The organism is Serratia ureilytica, from assembly GCF_013375155.1.
Taxonomy (GTDB): domain Bacteria; phylum Pseudomonadota; class Gammaproteobacteria; order Enterobacterales; family Enterobacteriaceae; genus Serratia; species Serratia ureilytica.
In genome coordinates this window covers 13117-38965 of record NZ_JABXOF010000006.1, presented here as the reverse complement: position 1 = coordinate 38965, position 25849 = coordinate 13117, and the positions used below count along the sequence as shown (strand labels likewise).

The window sequence follows — 25849 nt, the reverse complement described above, 5'->3', positions numbered from 1 at the left end:
CGATGCCGGCGAAGATCCAGCCGATGATGCCCATTTCCTTAACTCCTGCTAGTGCGTTGATCTGATTATATAATCATTCGACGCGAAACGCCTCTTCGATCATCCGTTGCCGCTGCGCCGGCGCATAGTCGATCCAGGAATTCTTGCTGTTGGATTTCTCCAGCGCCACCGCCAGCTCCTGGCCGGAAATCGGCAAATCGTCCTGCCAGAACGGCGCGATGGCGTGGCGGGTGATGAAATCGCTCAGGTAGCTCTCCGGGCTGCCCTGCCAGTGCGGGTACAGTCTGGCGGCCAGCTCGGCCATCAGCGCGCGCTGCTGCGGCTGTTCGCTGGTTTCCAACAGGGCGAGGAACGGCAACAGCAGGCGACCGCAGACCTGCCCGTGGTGGTAGTCGCGCAACGCGCCGATCTCGCCGGCGATGCCGTGAATGACCCCCAGCCCGGCGGCGCTCAGCGTCAGCCCGCCGAGGTAGGAAGCCTGCATAATGGCTTCGCGCGCCGCGTCGCTGCGGTTGAGCGCCGGCCAGGCGGCGAGGAAGTGGCGGATGCCGCTCAGCGACATGTCGCGCGTCATGGCGCCGGCGGTTTTCGACAGATAGGCCTCGAACAGGTGGGTGAAGGCGTCGATAGCGCAGTAGGCCAGCACCTTGTCCGGGGCGCCCGCCAGCAGCTGCGGATCGAGAATGGCGGTGTGCGGCACGAAGTTGTTATGGCGCAGCGAGGCTTTCACCTTGCTGACCTGGGTATCGGTGATCACCGCGTTCTGGGTCACCTCGCTGCCGGTGCCGGCGGTGGTGGGAATGGCTATCAGCGGCAGGGTGGCGCCGCTGATTTTGCTGTCGCCCACCTTTTCCATATAGCGCAGCGTTGGCAGCGGGTGCTCAACCAGCGCGGAGAACGCTTTGGCGGCGTCCAGCACGCTGCCGCCGCCGATGGCCACCACGCGCCGCGCCTGGCCGCGCCAGCGCGCCACCCAGGCGTCGATTTCCTGCGGCGACGCCTCGTGGCTGACGATTTCGGTGCCGATGAGCAGCGGCGCCAGCGCTTCGCGCAGGCCGGCGTACACCGGGCCGTTGAGAAAAGAGCGGCAGCTGAACAGCAGCGTCGGCTGCGGGTCGGCAAGCAGCAGCGGCGGCAGCTGCTGGATGCTGCCGTGGCCGAACCAAGTCTGGCGGTTGGCGATGATGTGGCTGACGGACATGAGGTCTCCTTGACGGCGTTGCAGGTCGCGATGCCACAGCATAAGCCAGCGGGCGCGGAGCGGCCACCGCTTTCCCCGCCGCGGCAACCTGTGAGTTGTTTAACATGTAAACGATCGCGCTCTTGCATTTCGGCGCTGCGGATGCTTTTTTTAACAGTACCGGCCGTCGTGCGGCCAACCCCATCCGAAATCGGTAGATTGTTAATGTGTTAATAATGGCGAGGCGGGTATGGAAATTCAGGTTGAACGCTTGTCTGCGGTGATCGATGCGGTGGCCAGCCCACGCTTTTATCCCAGCCTGTTGAACTGGCTGGAAGGGTTTTTCGCCTTCGACAACGCCATCGTCTATGCCTTCGAACGCGGCCGGCCGCCGCGCTGCCTGATTAAAACCGAGCGCGAAAACAGCGACGCGGTCAATCAGCTCTACCAGCAGGGCGCCTACCTGCAGGATCCGTTTTACCGCGCGCTGAACGACGGCGGCGAAGGCGAGGTGCTCACGCTGCGCCAGCTGGCGCCCTGCGGGTTTTATCACAGCGACTATTACCGTAATTTTTATCGCAAGACCGGCTGGCACGACGAGGCCGGCGTGCTGCTGCAGCTGACGCCGGAGCGCGGGCTGGGCGTCTTTTTCGGTTCGGCGCGCCGCACGGTGGCGGTGCGCTACCCGCAGCGGGCGGATCTGCGCAGCGCGTTGACGCTGGTGAAAAGCGTGGCGCGGTTGCACGGCGAAGTGGTGGCGGCGCCGGCCGAGGCTGCGACGGTGAACGATGACGGCGCCCAGGCGCGCTATCTGCTGACGCCGCGCGAGCGCGAGATTGTCGATCTGATCCTCGCCGGCTGCGGTTCGCAGCAGATTGCCGACCGGCTGTTCATCAGCCTCGGCACGGTAAAAAACCACCGCAAGAACATCTACGGCAAGCTGAACATCGGTTCGCAGGCCGAACTGTTCAGCCTGCTGCTGGCCGCCCCGCAGCGGCGCAGCGCGTGAATGTTAATTTTTTGTAGCGAATGTCCCTAAGGGGACATAGCGGACGATCCCACCGCTCCCGATAATCCGATGTCATGGCATAGGCAATCGGGAGTGCGGCAGTGAACAACGAAATCGAGTCCTTAACCTACTACGCGGCGACCAAAAAATACGATCTGCGCTTCCCGACGCTGGAAGAGGATCTGGACGTTGACGTGGTGATCATCGGCGGCGGCTTCTCCGGCATCAACACCGCGCTGGAGCTGGCGGAGAAGGGCATCACCAACATCGCCATTCTCGAAGGCCGCTATCTGGGCTACGGCGGCACCGGGCGCAACGGCGGCCAGGTGATGGCCGGCATCGGCCACGATCTGGAGAAGATCAAGCGCCACGTCGGCCCGGCCGGGCTGGAAACCATCTTCAAAATCAGCAACCTCGGCGCCGGCATTATCCGCGAGCGCATCAAGAAATATGACATCGACGCCGACTTCTGCTTCGGCTACGGCTATCTCGGCAGCAACGCGCGCCAGGAGAAGACCCTGCGCGGCTGGCTGAAGGAGTTCAAGGCGGTAGCGCCGCAGGAGGAGATTGAACTCTACACCGGGGCGGAGGTGAAGCAGGTGGTGGGCTCCGATGCCTACACCTGCGCGCTGAAACACATGGGTGGCGGCCACGTGCATTCGCTCAACCTGTTGCTGGGCGAGGCCAAGGCGCTGAGCGGCTACGGGGTGAAAATTTTCGAGAACAGCAGCGTGCTCAACGTGGAGTATGGCCCGCGCATCACGGTGCGCACCGCCATGGGCTCGGTGCGCGCTAACAAGATGCTGTGGGCCTGCAACGGCTTCCTCAACGGCATGGAGCCGCAGATCTACCGCAAGACCATCAATACCTACGCCTTCCAGCTGGCCACCGAGCCGCTGTCTGACGATCTGATCCGTCAGATCAGCCCGATCCGCGGCGCCTACAGCGACATCCGCCCGGTGATCGACTATTACCGGGTGACCAACGAGAACCGGCTGCTGTTCGGCAGCGCCACCCGCCTGATCGAATACTTCCCGTCGGATCTCAAGGCCTGGAACCGTAACCTGATGCTGAAGGTGTTCCCGTACCTGAAAGACGTGAAGATCGATCTGGCCTGGGGTGGCCCGCTGTGCTGCAGCGCCAACCTGTTCCCGCAGATCGGCACGCTGCCGGATCGCGACAACGTGTTTTACGTGCAGGGCTACTCCGGCTTCGGTGTGACGCCGAGCCACATCGTGTGCAAGGTGCTGGCAGAGGGCATGAGCGAAGGATCCGATCGCTACGATCTGATGAGCTCGATCCCGCACGTCAACATCTTCGGCAAGGACAAGCTGCGGCGGGTGATGACCACCGCCGGTAAGGTTTGGCACCAGACATCCGGCTACTGGAAAGGCCGCCGTTAACCCTCAGAGGAGAATCACATGAAACCGTTACTGCTTAAACAACCGCTGCCGGAACTGCTGGAGATCGGCAGCGTCAGCAACCTGGGCGCCACGGTGATCGCCGGCACGCCAAACGTCGGCGTGGCCAGCATCTTCGGCGAACCGACCGACAACCTGAACTGCGGCGTGTTCAGCTGCACCCGCGGCAGCTTCGTGATGGAGTATCCGTTCGCCGAGCACGCCACAGTGTGGGAAGGCAGCGCGACCCTGACCAACGAACGCACCGGCGAATCGGTGCAGTATCAGGCCGGCGATTCCTGGTTCGTCGAGAAGGGCACCCCGGTGCGCTGGGACATCACCTCGGATCGCTTCGTCAAACACTACCTCGCCATCGTCGAAGGCTGACGCCGTCATGCCCCCCTCAGCCTGCTGAGGGGGAGCGCTTTAGCCTAACGCCCGCGCAATAAAATCGGTCACCCGCTTGAGGATCTGATCCTTATTGGTTTCGTTAAAGCTCTCGTGCCGCCCGCCCGCATTGATCATCCTCTCGAAATCGTCGCCCTGCAGACGATCGAGCGCGGTTTGCGTTTCGCTCATCAGCACCAGCCGATCGTCGTCGCCGTGGATCCATAGCGTGGGCAGCGCGCCGAAGCCCGGCCCGGCGTTGATGGCGGCGAGGATCCGCTGCATGGCGCGCAGGGTGGGACGCTTGAACGGCCCGTGCCACACCAGCGGATCTTCCTGATAGGCCGCGCCAACCGCAGGATCGCGCGCCAGGGTGGCGGTATCCAGCGGCGCGTCGGGGATCGTCGGCAGTTCAGCCAGATCGGAAATCGCCGTTCTGTCGCCGAGCAGCGGGCCGGACAGCACTAATGCGCGTACCTCCTCGCCATAGCGCTGCACGTAGCGGGTGGCGATCATGCCGCCCATCGAGTGGCCGATCACCACCAGCGGCAAGGTGGGATATTGCTGCCGGAAATGGCTGACCACGCGCTGCACGTCGTCGACCACGGCGTCATAATCCTCGATCAGCACGCGCTCGCCCTGCGACAGGCCGTGGCCGAGGTGGTCGGGGCCGAACACCCGCGCCCCCTGCGCCTGCAGCGTACGCGCCACGTATTGATAGCGGCCGAGGTGCTCGCCGTAGCCGTGCACCAGCAGCGCCAGATAGCGCGGCTTGTCGTTGCCCCAGTCGTGCACGGCGATGTCGCCGTGACGGCCTTTGATAAAGCTGACGGTTTGTTCGGACATGTTATTGTTCTCATGGTGGGTAGGGTTGCCCTTCAGCGTAGCGGCTGGCGGCGAGGTTGTCAGGGGCGCCGGGTGCGGCGCCCACAAAGGGGGGGATTACAGGCCGAACTGGCGCGCCAACGCGTCGAGCGCTTCGCGCTGGAAGCGGTTGAAGGCGTCGCGCGGCTGCTGTTGCTGGATGAACGCCAGCAGCGGATCCTGCACTTCAGTGCGCACGCCGCTTAGCTGTTCCATCACCGCCAACCCGCAGAACGGCACGTAGGATTCGGCGTAGCCGCCTTCATGCACCATCACCAGTTTGCCGCCGCACAGCCGGTCGGCGGCGTCCTGCACCAGCGCGGTCATGGCACGGAAGCTGTCGCTGTGCAGCTGCATGCGCGCCAACGGATCGAGCGCGTTGGCGTCGTAACCGCAGGCGACGATGATCAGCTCCGGCTCGAATTTTTCCAGCGCCGGGATGATGATGCGCCGCATGGCGTGCAGGTAGCCGTCGTCGCCGGCGCCGGCCAGCATCGGCACGTTAACGTTGCAGCCCGCCCCGGCGCCCTCGCCGCGATCCTGCTCGCCGGAATAGCCCGCCGGGAAGCAACCGTCCTGATGCAGCGACAGCGTCAGCACGTCGCCGCGCTGCCAATAGATGTGCTGGGTGCCGTTGCCGTGGTGCACGTCCCAGTCGAGCACCGCTACTTTGCCGAGGCCGTAGCGGGCCTTGGCGCGCTCGATGGCAATGGGAATATTGGCCAGGAAGCAGAAGCCCATCGATTGATCCGGCAGGCAGTGGTGGCCCGGCGGGCGCGACAGCGCATAGGCATTATCCAGTTCGCCCTGCAGCACCGCCTCTACCGCCGCACAGGCCAGCCCGGCGGAGAGTTTGGCGATTTCATAGCTGCCCGGCCCCAGCGGCGCTTCCTCTCCCAGCAGGCCGCCGCCGCTGTCGCTCACCTGTTTGAAGCGCTGCAGGTAGTGGGCGGGGTGGATGCGCAGCAGGTCTTCTTCCGTCGCCGGTTCGGCGCTCAGCAGGGTGAGCTGGCGCGACAGGCCGGATACGTCCATCAGGTTCTTCATACGCCGTTTGGTTTCCGGCGATTCGGCGTGGCCGGCGCCCGAGGGCGGTTGTACCCAGCCGCCGACCGGCAGGGTGGTGGCGTGCAGGCCGGTGCTGTGCCAGAAACAGCGTTCATCAAACAAGAAACCGGTTGTTCTTTTCACCTTTCTCCTCCTGTTATACGGCGCGGTGCGCGCGGTGAAGCCAGCGAAATCAACAGCAGCGACAGCAGCGCGCAGCCCAGCGCGCCGAACAGCAAGGCGTTGAAACCGCCGGAAGATTCGATCAGAGAGCCGGCCAGCGTCGGGCCGATGGCCATGCCGCCGCCGATCACCAGGTTGATGCCGTTCATCAGCTTGCCGTCGTTATCCAGTCCGGCGACACGCGCCAGAATGAATGGCAGCACGAAGGTCCAGGTGAATTTGAACAGCAGGGCGGCCAGGGCGAAGCGCAGCAGCAAGGGTTGGCCTGCCAACAGCGCCACGCTGGCCAGCAGCAGGGCGTACCCCAGTACGATCAGGCGTCCGCCGCCGAAGCGCGCGCCGATCAGCGCCGCGGCGCCCGCGCCGACGATGCCGAGCAAGGTGGCGACGGCCAACACCTGGCCGCTGTGGGCCGGCGACAGCCCGGCGCCTGCGGCGATGCCGCCGATAAAGGTCCAGACCGCGCTCAGGCTGATGTAAAAGGTCAGCACCGCCAGCACGGCGCACAGCTTGCGCGCCAGCGAGGCGGCGGGGCCGCTGCGGGCGGTGCGGGCGGCGGTGAAACCGTTGGGAAACGCCGGGATGAGTGGCAGGCAGCACAGCATGATGGCGGCCAAAATCAGGTAGACCGCCATCAGGCCAAAGTGCGCGAACAGCGGTGGCAGCACCAGCAGCCCGACCGCGCCCAGCACCAGTTGGCCGAGCACCCAGAAGGCATAGACGCGGCTGGGATTGGCGGTGCCGGCAGCGCAGGTGATGCACAGGATCATCAGGGTGCCGCCCGCCAGCGAGGCGATGAAGCGCAGCGGTAGCAGCAAGGTAAAATCTTGCACCAGCGCCGAAGCCAGGTTGCCGGCGATAAACACCAGCGCCGACAGCGTAGCGACCCGCCGCCAGTTGATGCGCCCGATCCACCACCACGCCGGCAGCGTGGCCAGGCTCATGGCGCCGAGTTCGGTGGAGAACAGGTGGCCAATTTGCGCCGGGCCGAGCTGCCACTGAGTAGCGAGCTGGGCGGCCACGGCGGGGGCGGTCATCAGAATGCCCGGCGCGATGGCGGCGAAGACGATAATGGCGGTCAACAGCCGCGGCGGGCAGGGGAGCGCCGTGCCGACGGCGGGCGCGGAAACCGAATCACTGGACATAAACCTTTTCCCCGAGCGTTGAATGACGATGAAATATCCCGCCCGGCCCGATTGCGGGCAGGGGGAGGCCGCGCCATAAATGGCGAATACGTTTTGGCGTTATTTTCCGGCCGTCGGCAGCGGCGGCCGTTATCGGGCGTTAACCGTGGGCGAGAAAGCCGCCGGCGACCAGCTCGGTGCGGTTCACCACGTCGGTTTTGGCGAAAATATTGCGCATATGGGTTTTCACCGTGGACAGCGAAATGCCCAGCTTTAGAGCGATGCGCTTATTGCTGGCGCCTTCGCGCACCAGGTTGACGATCTCTTGCTCTTTGGCGGTCAACAGCTGCGCCTCGCTGTCGGGCAGCAGATCGCGCGTCGCCAGCTCGATCAGCGGCAGCACCGCGCGCAGGCGGCCGCGCTCCACTTCGGTAAACGGCGTATCGCGGATCAGCGACACCCCGGCGACGATGCGTTTGCGTTGGCGAATGAAAATCTCCGTCATGTCGCGCATGTCGTTCGGCAGCATAAAGTCGTGGTAATAGCGGCGGTTGCCGGCGATCGCCGCCGGGCTCATGCCGACCATGGTGATGTCCTGGCGATGGAAATTGGCCGGCTGCAGCGGGTCTATCTGTTGGAAGTGGTTCAGGTACTGCTGATGCGTTTTATCGGGCATGCCGTGCAGGATGTAGTGATCTGGCCGCAGGTCGCGATCGACCAGATAAAACACCCCGGCAGACACCGGGATCAGGTGCGTAATAGTCGCCAAACAACTGTTGATAAAGGCATCGGATGCTGTGCTGTGCATGATTCGTGTTCCTCCCTTTATCGTTCAATCTGGAGAATGTTGGCGGTCAATATATGAACGATACAAGCATAGTTGTAGCAATTTGGCAACACAATAAAAACATATTAACAACGTGAGGCCGATTGCAATAAAACACAGAAATAACAAGATGACACTGCGTTAATCAGGGCTTTTTTGTTCGGATTTATCGCGATTTTCATTAATAGGTTAATGAAATAATTCACCGCTTTTCCCGCTGAATTTACAGCGCTTTTCAACGCCTGCCCGGGGGAGGGCCTCGCCGCTGCGCGCGTGCTACAGCCGCCGCTGCCCCTCGTTCTTAAGAACGATAGCCAGGCTTTTCCGCCGCTTCCTGTATTGCGCATTGAAGATAGCGCCAGTCGGCGCCAAACGTATAAGACGAAAAAATGATGACCTTGCTTGGGCTGAGCCGATCCGCTTCATGCTGAGCGAGCGCGCCGCCGTGAGCGCGGCCGCAGGTTGAAAGCGTCTCGTCCTTAAGGACGATAGTCAGCATTTTCCTTTCCTCTCTATAGTGAGATTACCGCCGCTGGCGGTGAAAAACCTGCAAGCACCTGCATGCATCAGGCCAAAACTATAAGAGGAAATAACCATGAACCTGTCGTCGCGGTTGCACGCCCACCTGGCTCGAGGCAAGGTCGGCTTTCCCACCACCCTGGCCAGTTCGGTAGGGGTGATCATGGCCAGCCCGGTGATCCTGACGGTCACCAGCGGCTTCGGCATCGGCGGCGACACCTTCGCGCTGGCGATGCTGATCGCCTTCATCATGATGCAGGCGCAGCTCACCACCTTCTCCGAAGCGGCGGCGCTGCTGCCAACCTCCGGTTCGGTTTACGACTACATCTCCTGCGGCATGGGGCGCTTTTTCGCCATCACCGGCGCGCTGTCGGCCTACCTGATCGTGCACATCTTCGCCGGCACCGCCGAGACCATTCTCTCCGGCATCATGGCGCTGGTGAACTTCGAGCACCTCAACACCCTGATGGAAAGCCACAACGCCTCCTGGATGGTCGGCGTCGGGCTGGTAATCGTGTTCGGCCTGCTCAACGCGTTCGGCATCGAGGCCTTCGGCAAGGCGGAGATCGTGCTGACCTTCGCCATGTGGAGCACGCTGGTGATTTTCGGCATCGTCGGGCTGCTGTCGCCGCATGCGGTGCCGCTCGAGGGCTGGTTCGGCAGCACGCTGAGCCTGAACGATCCCTTCGCGGTGTTCAGCCTGATCGGCATGGCGATGTTCATGTTCGTCGGCTGTGAGCTGGTGACGCCGATGGCGCCGGAGATCAAACGCTGCGATCGGGTGATCCCGCGCGCGATGGCGCTGGGGCTGTGCGGCGTGGCGGTGTGCATGGCGCTGTATGGCGCGGCGCTCAGCCACCAGGTGGAAAACGTGGTGATCGACGCCGCCAGCGGCACACGCCTGCTGGAAACGCCGATGGCCATCCCGGCGTTCGCCAGCCAGGTGATGGGCCAGTTCGGCAAATATTGGCTGGGCGTCGGCCTGCTGCTGGCGGGTGCCGCGACCATCAACACGCTGATGGCGGCGGTGCCGCGCATTCTGTACGGCATGGCGCTGGACGGCGCGCTGCCGCGTATGTTCGCCTATCTGCACCCGCGCTTTAAGACGCCGGTGGTCGGCATTCTGGTGGCGGTCCTGATCCCCTGCGTGCATGCCTTCGCCATTCAGGGCAACCTCGACAAGATCATTCCGCTGGTGCTGGCGGCGGTGTGCGCCTGGGGCGTGGCCTACCTGCTGGTGACCTGCTCGGTGGTGCTGCTGCGCCTGCGCCGCCCCGATCTGCCGCGCGCCTATAAATCGCCGTGGTTCCCGCTGCCGCAGGTCATCTCCAGCGTCGGCATCGTGCTGGCCATCGTTTACATCACGCCGCCGGGGATGAATCCGCGCGACGTCTACATTCCCTTCGGCTGGATGATCGGCCTGACCGCTGCCTATGCGCTGTTCTGGACGCTGTGCGTGCAGAAAGTGAATCCGTTTAAGCCGGTGCCGGTCGAGCAGGTGCTGGAGAACGCGTTCGCCAAGGGCGAAAACGAGGAGGCGCAGTTTGATCGGCTTACTTCCCTCACTTAATCGCGCCTGGCGGCGAGCGCCGTCGGGCTATCGGCCGGGCGCCGCGCTGGATCGTCTGGCGCGCAACCTGGAGCCCTATACATGCGAACGCCTGGCGCCGGGCCTGCTGCGGCTGACGCTGCCGCAGGGGCCGCAGATCGAGGTCAGCGAACAGGTGCAGGGGCTGTTTCTGGCGCATATCGTCAGCCACCGCTTTCGGTTGCAGGGCACGTGCACAGCGCAGCCTCCGCTGACGCTGGACGTGGTGACCGGCGGCTGGCTGCGGCGGCGCGGAGTGCGCTATCTGCTGCGCCAGCGCCATGCGGCCGCGCAGCGGCTGTTGGACGGCCTGCTGCGCTACCCGCAGATCGGCGAGACGCTGGCGCAGCTGGATTTTCGCCGCGTGCGGCTGACGGTGAACGACGGGCGCTGGCAGGCGGATATCGAGCATTTCGCCGCCTCGGAGGTGGTCAGCCGCGTGCCGGCCGGCCGCCGCTATCTGCGGCTGGATGCCGAACAGCGGCGGTTGCTGTTGAGCAGCCTGCTGATGATCGGCCAACTGATGGAGAAGCTGAATCATGAATAGAGTGGTTGTGATTACCGGCGGCGGCACCGGTGTTGGCGCCGCCTGCGCCCGTTTGCTGGCGGCGCAGGGCGATCGGGTGTTCATCATCGGCCGCCGCCCGGAACCGCTGGCGGCGCTGGCGCAAGAGATCGGCGCGCAGGCGCTGGTGGGCGACGCCGCCAGCGGCGAGAGCTGGGCCCACACGCTGCTGCCGGCCATTCTGCGCGACGCCGGGCGCATCGACTGCCTGATCGGCAGCGCCGGCGGCATGGGCTTCAAGCGCATTACCGAGATGAGCGACGCGCAGTGGCAAGGGGCGATGGACAGCAACCTCAACAGCGCTTTCGCCAGCGCGCGCGCCTGCCTGCCGGAGCTGATCAAGAGCGGCGGCAACCTGCTGTTCGTGGCCTCTATCGCCTCGCTGGCCGCCGGGTCGGAGGTCTGCGGCTACGTCACCGCCAAGCACGCGCTGATCGGCCTGATGCGCTCCATCGCCCGCGACTATGGCCCGCTGGGCGTGCGCGCCAACGCGGTGTGCCCGGGCTGGGTGACCACGCCGATGGCGGACGAAGAGATGCAGCTGTTGATGGACGCCCATCAGATTTCGCTGGAGCAGGCTTACCAGATGGTCTGCCGCGACGTGCCGCTGCGCCGGCCGGCCAGCGCCGAGGAGATCGCCCGCGTCTGCCGTTTCCTCTGCTCCAGCGAAGCTTCAATCATTACCGGCGCGGCGCTGGTGGCCGACGGCGGCTCCACCATTGTCGATGTGCCGACCCTGGCTTTCACTTCCCTATAAGGAGCATTCCATGAGTTCAGAAGCGGTATTCATTCAGGTTGGCGCGCTGGCGGAAGGCTTTGCGCCGCACAGCAATACGCTGGAACGCCAGCACGGCCTGGCGGGCACCACGCTGACGCTGCGTTTCAGCGACGGCGCGACGCAGCGCTGCCGGTTTACCGACGAGCAGACGCTGGAGTGGGGCGAACGGCGCGGCGTCTCCTATCGCGCCACCAGCATTCGCCCCGGCGTGCTGTTCATCGATTTTCTCGATCCTGCCCGCGCCAACGCCAGCATTACGCTGGTATGCGACCGCAATCAGGGCAACTTCACTGCGGTATACGGCCAGCTGCCGGACGAAGCGCAGGCGCGGCTCGACGCCTTCAGCCGGGTGGAGCAGGGGCTGCCGCTGACCGCGGTCGAGGCCGAATTCCGCTTCGGCACGCTGGATGACGCCGACGTGGCGCCACCGGGCTTTACCGATGAGCTGATCGGCATGCGCAACATGTACACCTACAGCCCGACCGAACGGTACGAGCACATCTACCTGAACGATAACTTCTACGCCTGGCAGTGTCTGGACGGGGTGGAGAAAGGGCTGGCGGACGTCGATCGCTGCCACTACGTGAAGGTGGCGGAGCAGCTTTATCTGTTCGTCTGGCGCGAGAAGATCATCCCGACGCTGGGCGTGGTGATGATCGATCTGCAGGGCATGCGCACCGACGGCAAGATCCTCGGTTATCAGGGCAGCGATTTCAGCGCGCTGAGCAACTTTGCGGTCGGCGCCCATGCGCAGGTGCTGAACACCACGCGCCACCCGCGAGGATAGGCCGATGAGCGCAACCTATGCGGCCGACGCCTTCGCGGGGCAGGTGGTGCTGGTGACCGGCGGCGCTCAGGGCATTGGGCTGGCGATCGTCAGCGCCTTTGCCCGGCTGGGCGCCGAGGTGACGATCGCGGACGTGCAGCTGCCGCAGGCGCAGGCGGCGGCGCAAACGCTGCGGGACGAAGGGCTGAGCGTACAGGCGCTGGCCTGCGATCTGGCCGAGCCGGGGCAGATCGCCGAGGGGGTGGTGGCGGTGGGCGAGCGCCGTCAACGGTTGGACGTGGTGATCCACAACGCCGCCTATTTTCCGCTGACGCCGTTTACCGCCATCGACGCGGCCCTGTTGCAACGCACGCTGAGCGTCAATCTGATGGCGCCGTTCTTTCTGGCGCAGGCGGCGCTGCCGTGGATGCGTCGCCAGGGCGGGGGCTGCATTCTGGTGACCTCGTCGGTGACCGGCCCACGGGTAGCCTACCCGGGGCTGGCGCACTACGCCGCCTCCAAGGCCGGGGTGAACGGATTCATTCGCGCGGCGGCGCTGGAGTTGGCGGCGGAGAACATTCGCGTCAACGGCGTGGAGCCGGGGATGATCCGCACGCCGGCGATGGCCAACCTGGGCGACGCGCAGGTGAATCAGGCGATCGCAGCCTCGGTGCCGCTCGGGCGGCTGGGGGAACCGGAAGACATCGCCGCGGCGATGGTGTTTCTCGCCTCGCCGGCGGCGGCCTACATCACCGGCCAGACGCTGGTGGTGGACGGCGGCGCGCTGTTGCCGGAAACGAATTCTCTGCTGACTTGACGCTGCAGCGTTGTTGGCTGCAACGCCAATTAATTTGAGAATTCCGGTGGGTTAAATCACTGCTTGGCGGGATGCGCGGTGACGTTGGCGGGCAGGCTGTCGCCCAAGGTGATCAGCTCGTCCAGCAGCGTCATCAGCTGGTCCATTTTCTGCCGCGAGAAAGCGGCTTCAATCTCGGCGTAGCCCTGTTCCACCTGGTGGCGCGCCACTTCATACAGATCCTGGCCTTGCTGGGTCAGCGACACGTACAGCTTGCGCTGATCGTTAACCGGCTTGAGGCGGAAGATCAACTTATCACGCTCCATGCGCGACAGAATGCCGGTCAGGCTGGGGCGCAGGATGCAGGTTTCCGCCGCCAGTTCGTGGAATTCGATCGAGCGGCTGTTGGCCAGCACGCGGATGATGCGCCACTGCTGCTCGGTCAGGTTGTGGCTTTTCAGGATCGGGCGAAAGAACCCCATGGCGGTTTCACGCGCCTGCAGCAGGGCGATGGTTAACGATTCATGCATAAGTTTGGCCTTAGCTATCAAGGTGTTCGTTGTCACGGTGCTTACCGCAGGGCTGTTACCCCGCCAGGCCCGGTTTTGTTAATAACTTAATAGTAGCCAAAGTTACCTGTAGGGATAAAGCAAAAATGCGCGGCGCAGCGAAAAAATGGCGAGAAAAATGATTAATACGCTGAATAATCACGCTAATGTTCGTTGTTTGTGAATATTTTGTTATCACGATCACAAATCACTCCAAGCGCGTTGCGTAAAAGCTGCACAGCGTATAAAAGTAATCATTAATATATTAATGAATGCCGGTTGTCATGTTTTTGCCATTGGAGGAGTTCGCATGAAAGGCACCGTATTTTCCGTTGCGCTGAACCACCGCAGCCAACTGGACGCCTGGGATCAGGCGTTTCACCAGCCGCCGTATCAAACCCCACCCAAAACCCCGGTGTGGTTTATCAAACCGCGCAATACCCACCTCGCCAACGGCGGGGCGATCCCGTTTCCGGCCGGTGAAACCGTGCAGAGCGGCGGCACGCTGGCGGTGATCATCGGCGACACCGCGCGCAAGGTGCCGGCGGCGCAGGTGAGCCGTTATCTGGCCGGTTACGCGCTGGCCAACGACGTCAGCCTGCCGGAGAGCAGCTTCTATCGCCCGGCGATCAAGGCCAAATGCCGCGACGGCTTCTGCCCGCTGGGGGAGATGGGGCAGTTGGAGAACGCCGATCGGCTGGAGATCGTCACCGAGATCAACGGCGTGGAGCAGGATCGTTGGTCCACCGCCGATCTGGTGCGCTCGGTGCCGGAGCTGATCGCCGCCATCAGCGATTTCATCACCCTGCAGCCGGGCGATGCGGTGCTGATCGGCACCCCGCACCAGCGGGTGGAGATCAAACCGGGGGATGAGGTGACGGTGCGCGCCGCCGGCCTGCCCACTCTGACCAACCGCGTCACCCAGGCAGGAGCCGCATCATGAAACATGCTCGTATTCGCCATCATGGCCAGGTCTTCAACGTGCAGGTGGATGACCAGTTGCGCGTCACGCTGCCGAACGGCGAGGTGCTGCAGGAGCGCGAAGTGGAATGGCTGCCGCCGGCGCAGGGCACGGTGTTCGCCTTGGGGCTGAACTATGCCGACCACGCCAGCGAGCTGGAATTCAAGGCGCCGGAAGAACCGCTGGTGTTCCTCAAGGCGCCGAACACCCTGACCGGGCACCGTCAGGTGTCGGTACGCCCGGCCGGCGTGGAGTACATGCATTACGAAGCCGAGCTGGTGGCGGTGATCGGCAAGACCGCGCGCAACGTCAGCCGTGAGCACGCCATGGAGTACGTGGCGGGTTACACCCTGTGTAACGACTACGCCATCCGCGATTACCTGGAGAACTACTACCGGCCAAATCTGCGGGTGAAGAGCCGCGACACCCTGACGCCGATCGGGCCGTATATCGTCGATCGCGACGACGTCGCCGATCCGCACCGGCTGGCGCTCGGCACCTATGTCAACGGCGAGCTGCGCCAGCGCGGCAGCACCGCCGACATGATTTTCGACATTCCGTTCCTGATCGCCTACCTGAGCGAATTCATGACGCTGCAGCCGGGCGACATGATCGCCACCGGCACGCCGAAAGGGCTGGCCGACGTGCAGCCGGGCGACGAAGTGGTGGTGGAGATCGAGGGCATCGGCCGTCTGGTTAACCACATTATCAGTGAAAAAGATTACGAGGAGAGCCTGCGATGAAAACCATCAACCACTGGATCAACGGCAAGAACGTCGCCAGCAAAGAGTACTTCACCACCACCAACCCGGCGAACGGCGAGGTGCTGGCGGAGGTGGCTTCCGGCGGTCAGTTGGAGATCGACCAGGCGGTGGCGGCAGCGAAAGAGGCGTTCCCCAAATGGGCCAACACGCCGATGAAAGAGCGCGCGCGCCTGATGCGTCGTCTGGGGGAGCTGATTGACCAGAACGTGCCGCAGATCGCCGAACTGGAAACCGCCGACACCGGCCTGCCGATCCACCAGACCAAAAACGTGCTGATCCCGCGCGCTTCGCACAACTTCGAGTTCTTCGCCGAGGTGTGCCAGCAGATGAACGGCAAGACCTACCCGGTGGACGACAAGATGCTCAACTACACGCTGGTGCAGCCGGTGGGGGTATGCGCGCTGGTGTCGCCGTGGAACGTGCCGTTCATGACCGCCACCTGGAAAACCGCGCCTTGCCTGGCGCTGGGCAACACGGCGGTGCTGAAAATGTCCGAACTGTCGCCGCTGACCGCCGATCGCCTGGGCGAGCTGGCGCTGGAAGCCGGCATTCCGGCCGGGGTGCTGAACGTGGTGCAGGGCTACGGCGCCACCGCCGGCGACGCATTGGTGCGCCATAAAGATGTGCGCGCGGTCTCCTTCACCGGCGGCACCGCCACCGGCCGACGCATCATCGAAAGCGCCGGGCTGAAGAAATTCTCCATGGAGCTCGGCGGCAAGTCGCCGGTGCTGATCTTTGAAGACGCCGACATCGAGCGGGCGCTCGACGCCGCGCTGTTCACCATCTTCTCGATCAACGGCGAACGCTGCACCGCCGGTTCACGCATCTTCATTCAGGAGAGCATCTACCCGGAATTCGTCAAACGCTTCGCCGAGCGCGCCAACCGTCTGCGCGTGGGCGATCCGCAAGATCCCAACACCCAGGTGGGGGCGCTGATCAGTCCGCAGCACTGGGAAAAAGTCTCCGGCTATATCCGCCTCGGGGTGGAAGAAGGGGCAACCCTGCTGGCCGGCGGCCCGGACAAACCGGCCGGTTTGAGCCACGGCAACTTCCTGCGCCCGACGGTGCTGGCGGATGTCGACAACCGGATGCGCGTGGCGCAGGAGGAGATTTTCGGGCCGGTGGCCTGCCTGCTGCCGTTCAAGTCGGAAGAAGACGGCCTGCGCATGGCCAACGACGTGGAGTACGGCCTGGCGTCGTACATCTGGACGCAGGATGTGAGCAAGGTTCTGCGCCTGGCCCGCGGTATCGAAGCCGGCATGGTTTTCGTCAACACCCAAAACGTACGCGATCTGCGCCAGCCGTTCGGCGGCGTGAAAGCCTCCGGCACCGGCCGCGAAGGCGGCGAATACAGCTTCGAAGTGTTCGCCGAGATGAAGAACGTGTGCATTTCCATGGGCGACCACCCGATCCCGAAATGGGGCGTTTGAGCCTCAGGCCACAATAATAACGAAAGAGATGAGAACAATGACGACAAAACTGACCACTGATGCTGTCCCTGCTCCCGACGTCGTGCGCTGTGCCTACATGGAAATTCAGGTCACGAACCTTAAAGCCGCACGCGAATTTTACGTCGATATCCTCGGCCTGGTCGTGACCGCCGAAGATGACAAAACCCTCTACCTGCGTTCGATGGAGGAGTTCATTCACCATAACCTGGTGCTGCGCGAAGGCCCGGTCGCCGCCGTGGCGGCGTTTGCTTTCCGCGTGCGCACGCCGGAAGACGTCGATCGCGCCGAAGCGTATTTCAAGGCGCTTGGCTGCCGTACCGAGCGTCGGGTGAACGGGTTCGCCAAAGGCATCGGCGATGCGGTGCGGGTAGAAGATCCGCTCGGTTTCCCGTATGAGTTTTTCTACGACGTGCAGCACGTCGAGCGCCTGGCCTGGCGCTACGATCTGTATACGCCGGGCGCGCTGGTGCGCCTCGACCACTTTAACCAAATCACCCCTGACGTGCCGCGCGCCGTGGAATACATCCAGGGGCTGGGCTTCCGCGTGACGGAAGACATCCGCGATGAAGACGGCGTGGTTTACGCCGCCTGGATGCGCCGCAAGGCCACGGTACACGATACCGCGATGACCGGCGGCGCCGGGCCGCGCATGCACCACATCGCCTTCGCCACCCATGAAAAGCACAACATTTTGGCCATCTGCGACAAGCTCGGCGCGCTGCGCAAATCCGATTTGATCGAACGCGGCCCCGGCCGCCACGGCGTCTCCAACGCGTTCTATCTCTACCTGCGCGATCCCGATGGCCACCGCGTGGAAATCTACACGCAGGATTACTACACCGGCGATCCGGACAACCCGACCGTGACCTGGGACGTGCATGACAACCAGCGCCGCGACTGGTGGGGCAATCCGGTGGTGCCGAGCTGGTATACCGAAGGATCGCTGGTGCTGGATCTCGATGGGCAGCCGCAGCCGGTCATCGAGCGCAGTGCGCCCAGCGAAATGGCCGTCACCATCGGCGCAGACGGTTTTTCCTATACCCGCGAGGGCGATACGGAAAAAGGTTTCAAACTTGGCAATACGCTGTAAATGCCGCTGCGCGGGCCGTGCCCGCGCCTATGCGCCGTCTGGAGAACGCTATGCCCCATTTTTACGCTGAATGTACCGACAACATCCGCCGCGAGGCGGATTTGCCCACCCTGTTCGCCAAGGTCAACGAGGCGCTGGCGGCGACCGGCATCTTCCCGCTGGCCGGCGTGCGCAGCCGGGCCATCTGGCTCGATACCTGGCAGATGGCCGACGGCAAGCAGGATTACGCCTTCGTGCACATGACGTTGAAAATCGGCCACGGCCGCAGTCTGGAAAGCCGGCAGCAGGTGGGCGAGATGCTGTTTGCGCTGATCAAGGAACACTTTGCCGCGCTGATGGCGCAGCGTTACCTGGCGCTCTCTTTCACCATGGAAGAGCTGGATCCGGTGCTGAATTACAAACAGAACAATGTCCACGCGCTGTTCAATAAAGCGTGAATAAGGGGTCGTAAATGCTGGATAAAGAGCAGGTTAACCGCGCCGTGCAGCGCCTGCATCAGGCGGAAAAGAGTCGTGAGCAGATCCGCGCGCTGTCGCTCGATCATCCCGAGATCACCATCGAAGACGCCTACGCCATTCAGCGGCAGTGGGTGGCGCTGAAGATCGCCGAGGGGCGTGCGCTCAAAGGCCACAAGATCGGCCTGACGTCGCGCGCCATGCAGGTCAGCTCGCAGATCACCGAACCGGACTACGGCGCACTGCTGGACGACATGTTCTTCAACGACGGCAGCGATATTCCGATCGATCGCTTCATCGTGCCGCGGGTGGAGGTGGAGCTGGCGTTCGTGCTGGCCAAGCCGCTGCGCGGGCCGAACTGCACGCTGTTCGACGTTTACAACGCCACCGACTACGTCATTCCGGCGCTGGAGATCATCGACGCGCGCAGCCACAACGTCGATCCCGAGACGCAGCGGCCGCGCAAGGTGTTCGACACCATCTCCGACAACGCCGCCAACGCCGGGGTGGTGATGGGTGGGCGGCCGATCAAGCCGGATGCGCTGGATCTGCGTTGGATCTCTGCGCTGCTGTACCGCAACGGCGTGATTGAAGAGTCCGGCGTGGCGGCGGCGGTGCTCAATCATCCGGCCAACGGCGTGGCCTGGCTGGCCAACAAGCTGGCGCCGTATGAGGTGGAGCTGGAAGCGGGGCAGGTGATCCTCGGCGGTTCTTTCACCCGGCCGGTGCCGGCGCGGCGCGGCGATACTTTCCACGTCGATTACGGCCCGATGGGCTGTATCAGTTGCCGCTTCGTCTAATAAGCAGGCTCGGCGAACCGAGCCGCAATAACCGGGCGGGGGCCACGCGCCGCGCCCGCTTGTCAGGGAGAATGCGATGTTAACCAACCACTTCAAGCGAGCGCTGCAGGAAAAACGCCCGCAGATCGGGCTGTGGCTCGGGCTGTGCAGCAGCTACAGCGCCGAACTGTTGGCCGGCGCCGGTTTCGACTGGCTGCTGATCGACGGCGAACATGCGCCCAACAACGTGCAGACGGTGCTGGGGCAGCTGCAGGCGGTCGCCCCTTACCCGAGCCAGCCGGTGGTGCGGCCGCCGTGGAACGACGCGGTGATCATCAAGCAACTGCTGGACGTCGGCGCGCAAACCTTGTTGATCCCGATGATTCAAAACGCCGAACAGGCGCGCGACGCGGTGCGCGCCACGCGCTATCCGCCGCATGGCGTGCGCGGCGTCGGCAGCGCCCTGGCGCGCGCCTCGCGCTGGAACCGAGTGCCCGATTACCTGCAGCAGGCCGACGAGCAGATGTGCGTGCTGGTGCAGATTGAAACCCGCGAGGCGGTGAAAAACCTGGAGGCGATCCTGCAGGTGGAAGGGGTGGACGGCGTGTTTATCGGCCCGGCGGATCTCAGCGCCGACATGGGCTTCGCCGGTAATCCGCAGCATCCGGAGGTGCAGCGCACCATCGATGACGCCATTGCGCGCATCCGCGCTGCCGGCAAGGCGCCGGGCATTTTGATGGCCAACAAGGCGCTGGCGCAGCGCTATCTGGAAGCCGGCGCGCTGTTCGTCGCGGTAGGGGTGGATACCACCCTGCTGGCGCGGGCGGCGGAAGCCCTGGCGAACGAGTTCAAACAGGGCGGGGCGCAAGCGCCTTCATCGGGAGTCTACTGAACCATGAACCACGTCGATTCGCTGCCGCCGGCCAACCCGGCGCAGCAACATAAAGCGTTAACCGCCGCCGAGCAATCGGTGATTAAAAAGTTGTTTCGGCGCCTGATTATTTTCCTGTTCGTGTTGTTTGTTTTCTCTTTCCTCGACCGCATCAACATCGGCTTCGCCGGGCTGACGATGGGCAAGGATCTCGGCCTCAGCTCGACCATGTTCGGGCTGGCGGCGACGCTGTTCTACGCCACCTACGTGATCTTCGGCATTCCGAGCAACATGATGCTGAGCCGGGTCGGCGCGCGGCGCTGGATCGCCACCATCATGGTGCTGTGGGGCATCGCTTCCACCTGCACGATGTTCGCCACCGGGCCGACCAGCCTGTATGTGCTGCGCATGATCGTCGGCATCACCGAGGCCGGCTTCCTGCCGGGCATTCTGGTGTACCTCACCTACTGGTTCCCGGCGTTTTACCGCGCCCGGGCCAACGCCTTGTTCATGATCGCCATGCCGGTGACCATGGCGATCGGTTCGCTGGTCTCCGGCTATATTCTGGCGCTGGACGGGGTGATGAACCTGAAGGGCTGGCAGTGGCTGTTCCTGCTGGAAGGGATCCCGTCGGTGCTGCTGGGCGTGGTGGTGTGGTTCTACCTCGACGACACCCCGGCCAAGGCCAAGTGGCTGACCGACGAGGAAAAAGCCAGCCTGAAGGCGATGATGGAGGCCGACAAGCTACAGCTGGTGCAACCCAACGGGCCGAGCAGCCACCGCGCGCTGCAGCAGCGCAGCCTGTGGCGCGAGATCTTCACGCCGATCGTGCTGATGTACACGCTGGCCTATTTCTGTCTGACCAACACCCTGAGCGCGATCAACATCTGGACGCCGCAGATCCTGCAGAGCTTCAACCAGGGCAGCAGCAACGTGACGATCGGCATTCTGGCGGCGATCCCGCAGATCTGCACCATCGCCGGCATGGTGTGGTGGAGCAAACGATCCGACAGGCTGCAGGAGCGTAAGCATCACACCGCGCTGCCGTATCTGTTCGCCGCCGCCGGCTGGCTATTGGCTTCCGCCACCGATCACAGCCTGATCCAACTGCTGGGGATCGTGATGGCGTCGGTCGGTTCCTTTACCGCCATGGCGATCTTCTGGACCACGCCGGATCAGTCGATCAGCCTGGAAGCGCGGGCGGTGGGGATCGCCGTGATCAACGCCACCGGCAATATCGGATCGGCGCTCAGCCCGCTGTTGATCGGCTGGTTCAAGGACATGACCGGCAGCTTCAACTCCGGGCTGTATTTCGTCTCGGCGCTGTTGATCGTCGGCGCCGTGCTGGTGTGGCGCATCCCGATGAAGGATTCGCGCCCGAGAGCGACGCCTTGATACGCAGATAGGCAGGATTGCAGGAGGTAATGAGGTGCGGAAAAGTACCGGTTTTATCGCCAACATCGATATTTGCAAAGAGTATGACGCGCGCTACGCCGCCGACGAGGTGCACTACGAAACCTTCGCCGGGCTGGCGGCGTTCTTCGGCCGCGACATGCAGGTGCACTGGCACGACTGCTTCTTCCAGGTGCATTTTCTGGAGACCGGCAAGATAGAGCTGCAGCTCGACGATCAGCACTATTCGGTGCAGGCGCCGCTGTTCATCCTCACGCCGCCGTCGGTGCCGCATGCGTTCTTCACCGAACCGGACAGCGACGGCCATGTGCTGACGGTGCGTCAGGAGCTGATTTGGCCGCTGCTGGAGCGCCTGTATCCCGGCAGCAATCTGGCGCTGGACATGCCGGGCATCTGCCTGTCGCTGGCCGATGCGCCGCAGGAGCTGACGGCGCTCAGCCATTATTGGGCGCTGATCCGCCGCGAGTTCGCGCAGAACCTGGCCGGGCGCGAACAGACGCTGGCGCTGTTGGCGCAGGCGGTGTTCACGTTGCTGCTGCGCAACACCGCGCTGGAAGACAGCGCCAACAGCGGCGTGCGCGGCGAACTGCAGCTGTTTCAACGCTTCAACAAGATGGTGGACGAGCGTTTCCGCGAGCATCTGCCGGTGCCGGAGTATGCGCAGGCGTTGGGCGTGACCGAATCGCGGCTCAACGACCTGTGTCGGCGCTTCGCCAACCGGCCGCCCAAGCGGCTGATCTTCGATCGATTGCTGCGCGAGGCCAAGCGCATGCTGCTGTTCAGCGCCTGCACGGTGCATGAAACCGCCTACAGCCTCGGCTTCAAGGATCCGGCCTATTTCGCCCGTTTTTTCAATCGGCTGGAAGGCTGTTCCCCTTCAACCTACCGCGCGGCGCAACACGCCCTTTCGTAACCGCGATCACAGTTTGCCGCGAAAGCGGCAAACTGACCTGAAAAGTACCGGCGATTGCCGCAAAAGTCTCTTCTCGAAACCGGCTTTGGCAGCTTCAATTAAGCAACCAAAAGAAAACATTATTTTAACAAATGGCCGGCTCCACGGCCTGAAAAATGCCGATGACGAGGAAGACCCGATGAAACCAGAAGACTTTCGTGCCGACAGCAAGCGTCCGTTCACCGGCGCCGAGTACCTGAAAAGTTTGCAGGACAGCCGCGAAATCTACATTTACGGCGAACGCGTAAAAGACGTCACCACCCACCCGGCGTTCCGCAATGCGGCGGCCTCGGTCGGCCAGCTGTACGACGCGCTGCACGATCCGGCCAGCCAGGATCGCCTGTGCTGGAATACCGACACCGGCAACGGCGGTTACACCCACAAGTTCTTCCGCTATGCCCGCAGCCCGGAAGAGATGCGCCAGCAGCGTGACGCCATCGCCGACTGGTCGCGCCAAAGTTACGGCTGGATGGGGCGCACGCCGGATTATAAGGCGGCCTTCGGCTGCGCGCTGGGCGCTTATCCGGAGTTCTACGGCCAGTTCGCCGACAACGCGCGCCACTGGTACAAACGCATTCAGGAAACCGGGCTCTATTTCAACCACGCCATCGTCAACCCGCCGATCGACCGCCACAAGCCGGTCAACGAGGTGAAGGACGTCTACATTCAGGTGGAGAAAGAGACCGACGCCGGCATCATCGTCAGCGGCGCCAAAGTGGTGGCCACCAACTCGGCGTTGACCCACTACAACTTCATCGGCTTCGGTTCGGCGCAGGTGATGGGCGATAACCCGGACTTCGCGCTGATGTTCGTGGCGCCGATGGACGCCGAAGGGGTGAAGCTGATTTCGCGCGCCTCCTACGAGCTGGTGGCCGGCGCCACCGGATCGCCGTTCGACTACCCGCTCACCAGCCGCTTCGATGAGAACGACGCGATCTTGATCATGGATCATGTGCTGATCCCGTGGGAAAACGTGCTGATCTACCGCGATTTCGATCGCTGCCGCCGCTGGAGCACCCAGGGCGGTTTCGCCCGGCTGTTCCCGCTGCAGGCCTGCGTGCGCCTGGCGGTGAAGATGGACTTTATCACCGCGCTGCTGCAAAAGAGCCTCTCGTGTACCGGCGTGCTGGAGTTCCGCGGCGTGCAGGCCGATCTGGGCGAAGTGGTGGCCTGGCGCAACCTGTTCTGGTCGCTGAGCGACGCGATGTGTGCCGAAGCCACAAAATGGGAAAACGGCGCCTACCTGCCGGATTCCGCCGCGCTGCAGACCTACCGCGTGATGGCGCCGATGGCCTACACCAAGGTGAAACACATCATCGAGAAGAACGTCACCAGCGGCCTGATCTACCTGCCGTCCAGCGTGCGCGACATGAACAACCCGGAGATCGACAAGTACCTGGCGCGCTACGTGCGTGGATCGGACGGCATGGATCACGTCGAACGCATCAAGATCCTCAAGCTGATGTGGGATGCGATCGGCAGCGAGTTCGGCGGGCGCCACGAGCTGTATGAGATCAACTACGCCGGCAGCCAGGATGAGATCCGCCTGCAGTGCCTGCGCCACGCGCAGGGATCCGGCAACATGGATCGCATGATGCAGATGGTCGACAAGTGCCTGGCCGATTACGATCAGCACGGCTGGAAGGTGCCGCACCTGCGGAACAATGACGATATTAATCAGTTGGATAATCTGCTGAAGTAATTCAGGAGGAGGTTGTATGTCTCAGGAAAATGAACAGCGGCTGCGCTTTCGCGACGCCATGGCCAGCCTGTCGGCGGCGGTGAATATCGTCACCACCGACGGCCCGGCGGGGCGCTGCGGCATCACCGCCACGGCGGTGTGTTCGGTGACCGATACGCCGCCGACGCTGCTGGTGTGCATCAACCGCAACAGCGCGATGAACCCGGTGTTTCAGGAAAACCGCAGGCTGTGCGTCAACGTGCTCAACCACGAGCAGGAACTGATGGCGCGCCACTTCGCCGGCATGACCGGCGTCAGCATGGAAGATCGTTTCCGGCTGGAAGAGTGGCAGCTCGGCGCGCTGGGGCAGCCGGTGCTGCGCAATACCCTGGCCAGCCTGGAAGGGGAGATCGAGCAGATCCAGAGCATCGGCACCCACCAGATGTACCTGGTGCAGATCAAGCAGATCGCGCTGAGCGAAGCCGGCAACGGCCTGATCTACTTCAAGCGCAACTTCCATTCGGTGATCCATCAGATGGCGGTGCCGGCCTGACGCCTGGGGGCGCAGCCAGCTGCGCCCCCCCATCTCAACTCTTGTTGGCCGCCAGATCGCTCACCAGGCGGTTGACCGGATCGCTCATGTTGGTGAACTTGCTCAGCTCCGAACGGGTCACCACCACGAACACCCCGACGTTTTTCGCCGGGATCATCGCCATGTAGGTGATGAATCCGCCGCCGCCGCCGGTCTTCTGAATGATGCCCGGCAGCCCGTCCTTCGGCGCCATATACACCCAGCCCAATCCCAATGCATCCGCTTGCCCCGGCACGTCCATGCCCTTCAGCGACACCAGATCGTGGCGCTGGAAGTACATGGTTTGCTCGCTGGCGGCGGTGGCTTTGCGCGGGCCGCTGGCGCTGGAGGAGAGGAACTGCTGCATCCAGCGCTGCATGTCGCGCGGGGTGGAGTAGACGCCGCCGCTGCCGGCCGCGGCGGTGGTGTCGCGACAGGCGCTTGGGCCGGCCGCCGCCACCATCAGGCGCGAGCATTGTTCAGGGCTCGGCGTCAGCGTGGTGTCGACCATGCCGAGCGGCGCGGTGATTTTCTCTTTCAGCAGCGCGTTGTATGGCTTGCCCGCGGCGCGCGACAGCGCATCGGCCAGCAGATCGTACGCCAGGTTGGAATACGCGGCGTGCACGCCCGGCGGCGTCGTGATGTTGGCATGCGCCAGCCACTGCCAGCGCTGGGCCTTGGTCGGCCAGGTGAACACCGGCGTTTTCGGCGGCTTCTTGCCCGGCTGCTCGCGCGGCAGCGCGCTGGTGTGGGTCGCCAGGTTCAATAAGGTGATCGGCTGGCCGGCGTTGTAAGCCGGCACATAGGCGCCCTTGGGGGCATATTTGCGCAGCGGGTCGGTCAGCTTGACCTGGCCTGCCGCCGCCATTTTCACCATCACTTCGCTGGTCATCAGCTTGGTGATCGAGGCGATGCGGATCAGCGAATCCGGGCGCGGGCGCAGGTTGTTGCCGGGCTTGGTGTCGCCAAAGCTGCGGTTAACCACTTGATTGCCGTCGATCACCACCAGCGCCATGCCGGTGGCGCCGCTGTTGTAGAAAATATGTTCGGCATACTGGTCGACGATTTGCGAAGCCAGCTGCGGGGGCGCGGCCTGCACGGCCAGCGGCGCGGCGCACAGGCCCAGCGCCAGCAATAAAGCGGAGACAGAGTTCTTCAACGGTCGTTATCCATTTAACAATGCAGCGGGAAAGGGCGTTATTCGTCGCCCAGTGTAATGCCCCCAGGCCCCTGCTGCATGTAGAAAAAAGAGCGGTGGCGATAAAAATTTTTAACCGCCGC

General features: G+C 63.5%; 27 protein-coding genes. 19 read left to right on the top strand and 8 right to left on the bottom strand.

What is annotated here, in order from left to right:
• Nucleotides 1–73 precede the first annotated feature (73 nt).
• A complete protein-coding gene (locus tag HWW83_RS12375; RefSeq protein WP_176589332.1) occupies nucleotides 74–1201 on the bottom strand; it encodes an iron-containing alcohol dehydrogenase in 1128 nt (375 codons plus the stop codon).
• A gap of 229 nt (nucleotides 1202–1430) precedes the next feature.
• On the opposite strand from HWW83_RS12375, the gene HWW83_RS12370 reads away from it, so the two are divergent.
• The 3 genes from HWW83_RS12370 (at nucleotide 1431) to HWW83_RS12360 (ending at nucleotide 3976) form a co-directional block, all read left to right on the top strand.
• Nucleotides 1431–2189 carry a helix-turn-helix transcriptional regulator gene (locus HWW83_RS12370; protein WP_046898053.1) on the top strand — a complete coding sequence of 253 codons (759 nt, stop codon included), beginning with the start codon at nucleotides 1431–1433 and terminating at the stop codon, nucleotides 2187–2189.
• Between the two features lie 101 nt (nucleotides 2190–2290).
• Complete coding sequence (locus HWW83_RS12365) at nucleotides 2291–3592, top strand: NAD(P)/FAD-dependent oxidoreductase (RefSeq protein ID WP_033636959.1); 1302 nt, start codon at nucleotides 2291–2293, stop codon at nucleotides 3590–3592.
• A gap of 18 nt (nucleotides 3593–3610) precedes the next feature.
• Complete coding sequence (locus HWW83_RS12360) at nucleotides 3611–3976, top strand: cupin domain-containing protein (protein ID WP_015376517.1); 366 nt, start codon at nucleotides 3611–3613, stop codon at nucleotides 3974–3976.
• Nucleotides 3977–4015: 39 nt separating this feature from the next.
• On the opposite strand, the gene HWW83_RS12355 is transcribed toward HWW83_RS12360, so the two are convergent.
• The 5 genes from HWW83_RS12355 to HWW83_RS12335 all read right to left on the bottom strand — a co-directional run bounded on the left by HWW83_RS12355 (nucleotide 4016) and on the right by HWW83_RS12335 (nucleotide 8519).
• Nucleotides 4016–4822: an alpha/beta hydrolase gene (locus HWW83_RS12355; RefSeq protein ID WP_176589331.1), complete on the bottom strand. Its 807-nt coding sequence runs from the start codon at nucleotides 4820–4822 to the stop codon at nucleotides 4016–4018.
• A gap of 96 nt (nucleotides 4823–4918) precedes the next feature.
• The gene (locus HWW83_RS12350) at nucleotides 4919–6031 is read right to left on the bottom strand and encodes a class II histone deacetylase (protein WP_167324818.1); all 1113 of its coding nucleotides are present in this window, start codon (nucleotides 6029–6031) and stop codon (nucleotides 4919–4921) included.
• Nucleotides 6028–7215 (bottom strand): MFS transporter, encoded by a 1188-nt coding sequence (locus HWW83_RS12345; RefSeq protein WP_176589330.1) that lies wholly within the window; start codon nucleotides 7213–7215, stop codon nucleotides 6028–6030. Before HWW83_RS12345 ends, HWW83_RS12350 begins: the two co-directional genes overlap by 4 nt.
• A gap of 139 nt (nucleotides 7216–7354) precedes the next feature.
• Nucleotides 7355–8002 (bottom strand): helix-turn-helix transcriptional regulator, encoded by a 648-nt coding sequence (locus tag HWW83_RS12340; RefSeq protein WP_049294794.1) that lies wholly within the window; start codon nucleotides 8000–8002, stop codon nucleotides 7355–7357.
• 319 nt (nucleotides 8003–8321) lie between these two features.
• Entirely contained in the window at nucleotides 8322–8519 is a 198-nt protein-coding gene (locus HWW83_RS12335; RefSeq protein WP_094142318.1) for a hypothetical protein, read from the bottom strand.
• A gap of 96 nt (nucleotides 8520–8615) precedes the next feature.
• Between HWW83_RS12335 and HWW83_RS12330 the strand changes: the two genes are divergently transcribed.
• From HWW83_RS12330 to HWW83_RS12310, 5 genes are read left to right on the top strand one after another with little or no spacing between them, the layout of a single operon-like run.
• Nucleotides 8616–10109: an APC family permease gene (locus HWW83_RS12330; protein ID WP_176589329.1), complete on the top strand. Its 1494-nt coding sequence runs from the start codon at nucleotides 8616–8618 to the stop codon at nucleotides 10107–10109.
• A complete protein-coding gene (locus HWW83_RS12325; RefSeq protein WP_099785655.1) occupies nucleotides 10084–10674 on the top strand; it encodes a DUF3156 family protein in 591 nt (196 codons plus the stop codon). The genes HWW83_RS12330 and HWW83_RS12325 overlap by 26 nt, the downstream gene beginning before the upstream one ends.
• Nucleotides 10667–11449 (top strand): SDR family NAD(P)-dependent oxidoreductase, encoded by a 783-nt coding sequence (locus HWW83_RS12320; protein ID WP_176589328.1) that lies wholly within the window; start codon nucleotides 10667–10669, stop codon nucleotides 11447–11449. Before HWW83_RS12325 ends, HWW83_RS12320 begins: the two co-directional genes overlap by 8 nt.
• A gap of 10 nt (nucleotides 11450–11459) precedes the next feature.
• Nucleotides 11460–12257: a molybdenum cofactor biosynthesis F family protein gene (locus HWW83_RS12315; RefSeq protein WP_089186820.1), complete on the top strand. Its 798-nt coding sequence runs from the start codon at nucleotides 11460–11462 to the stop codon at nucleotides 12255–12257.
• Nucleotides 12258–12261: 4 nt separating this feature from the next.
• The gene (locus tag HWW83_RS12310; RefSeq protein ID WP_176589327.1) at nucleotides 12262–13053 is read left to right on the top strand and encodes an SDR family oxidoreductase; all 792 of its coding nucleotides are present in this window, start codon (nucleotides 12262–12264) and stop codon (nucleotides 13051–13053) included.
• A 56-nt stretch (nucleotides 13054–13109) separates the two neighbouring features.
• Here the strand turns inward: HWW83_RS12310 and hpaR are convergent, their stop codons facing one another.
• Complete coding sequence (gene hpaR, locus HWW83_RS12305) at nucleotides 13110–13562, bottom strand: homoprotocatechuate degradation operon regulator HpaR (RefSeq protein WP_004933183.1); 453 nt, start codon at nucleotides 13560–13562, stop codon at nucleotides 13110–13112.
• A 328-nt stretch (nucleotides 13563–13890) separates the two neighbouring features.
• Here hpaR and HWW83_RS12300 point away from each other — a divergent pair, with 328 nt between their 5' ends.
• From HWW83_RS12300 to hpaC, 11 genes are all read left to right on the top strand, one after another.
• On the top strand, nucleotides 13891–14523 hold the full coding sequence (locus HWW83_RS12300; protein WP_047572761.1) for a fumarylacetoacetate hydrolase family protein: 633 nt from the start codon (nucleotides 13891–13893) through the stop codon (nucleotides 14521–14523).
• Entirely contained in the window at nucleotides 14520–15284 is a 765-nt protein-coding gene (locus HWW83_RS12295) for a fumarylacetoacetate hydrolase family protein (RefSeq protein ID WP_033641766.1), read from the top strand. Before HWW83_RS12300 ends, HWW83_RS12295 begins: the two co-directional genes overlap by 4 nt.
• Nucleotides 15281–16735 carry a 5-carboxymethyl-2-hydroxymuconate semialdehyde dehydrogenase gene (gene hpaE / locus HWW83_RS12290; RefSeq protein WP_033636981.1) on the top strand — a complete coding sequence of 485 codons (1455 nt, stop codon included), beginning with the start codon at nucleotides 15281–15283 and terminating at the stop codon, nucleotides 16733–16735. The genes HWW83_RS12295 and hpaE overlap by 4 nt, the downstream gene beginning before the upstream one ends.
• 37 nt (nucleotides 16736–16772) lie before the next feature.
• Complete coding sequence (gene hpaD / locus HWW83_RS12285) at nucleotides 16773–17846, top strand: 3,4-dihydroxyphenylacetate 2,3-dioxygenase (RefSeq protein WP_087762955.1); 1074 nt, start codon at nucleotides 16773–16775, stop codon at nucleotides 17844–17846.
• 50 nt (nucleotides 17847–17896) lie between these two features.
• The gene (locus HWW83_RS12280; RefSeq protein ID WP_004933172.1) at nucleotides 17897–18283 is read left to right on the top strand and encodes a 5-carboxymethyl-2-hydroxymuconate Delta-isomerase; all 387 of its coding nucleotides are present in this window, start codon (nucleotides 17897–17899) and stop codon (nucleotides 18281–18283) included.
• Nucleotides 18284–18297: 14 nt separating this feature from the next.
• Entirely contained in the window at nucleotides 18298–19101 is an 804-nt protein-coding gene (gene hpaH, locus HWW83_RS12275) for a 2-oxo-hept-4-ene-1,7-dioate hydratase (RefSeq protein WP_033641768.1), read from the top strand.
• A gap of 76 nt (nucleotides 19102–19177) precedes the next feature.
• Entirely contained in the window at nucleotides 19178–19972 is a 795-nt protein-coding gene (hpaI, locus tag HWW83_RS12270) for a 4-hydroxy-2-oxoheptanedioate aldolase (RefSeq protein WP_033641769.1), read from the top strand.
• Between the two features lie 3 nt (nucleotides 19973–19975).
• Complete coding sequence (gene hpaX / locus HWW83_RS12265) at nucleotides 19976–21346, top strand: 4-hydroxyphenylacetate permease (protein ID WP_021505400.1); 1371 nt, start codon at nucleotides 19976–19978, stop codon at nucleotides 21344–21346.
• Nucleotides 21347–21380: 34 nt separating this feature from the next.
• Nucleotides 21381–22277: a 4-hydroxyphenylacetate catabolism regulatory protein HpaA gene (hpaA, locus tag HWW83_RS12260; protein ID WP_004933161.1), complete on the top strand. Its 897-nt coding sequence runs from the start codon at nucleotides 21381–21383 to the stop codon at nucleotides 22275–22277.
• A 178-nt stretch (nucleotides 22278–22455) separates the two neighbouring features.
• Nucleotides 22456–24018 carry a 4-hydroxyphenylacetate 3-monooxygenase, oxygenase component gene (gene hpaB / locus HWW83_RS12255; protein WP_019454961.1) on the top strand — a complete coding sequence of 521 codons (1563 nt, stop codon included), beginning with the start codon at nucleotides 22456–22458 and terminating at the stop codon, nucleotides 24016–24018.
• Nucleotides 24019–24034: 16 nt separating this feature from the next.
• On the top strand, nucleotides 24035–24550 hold the full coding sequence (gene hpaC, locus HWW83_RS12250) for a 4-hydroxyphenylacetate 3-monooxygenase, reductase component (RefSeq protein ID WP_004933156.1): 516 nt from the start codon (nucleotides 24035–24037) through the stop codon (nucleotides 24548–24550).
• A gap of 34 nt (nucleotides 24551–24584) precedes the next feature.
• On the opposite strand, the gene ampH is transcribed toward hpaC, so the two are convergent.
• Nucleotides 24585–25727: a D-alanyl-D-alanine-carboxypeptidase/endopeptidase AmpH gene (gene ampH / locus HWW83_RS12245; protein ID WP_025305189.1), complete on the bottom strand. Its 1143-nt coding sequence runs from the start codon at nucleotides 25725–25727 to the stop codon at nucleotides 24585–24587.
• Nucleotides 25728–25849: the final 122 nt, after the last annotated feature.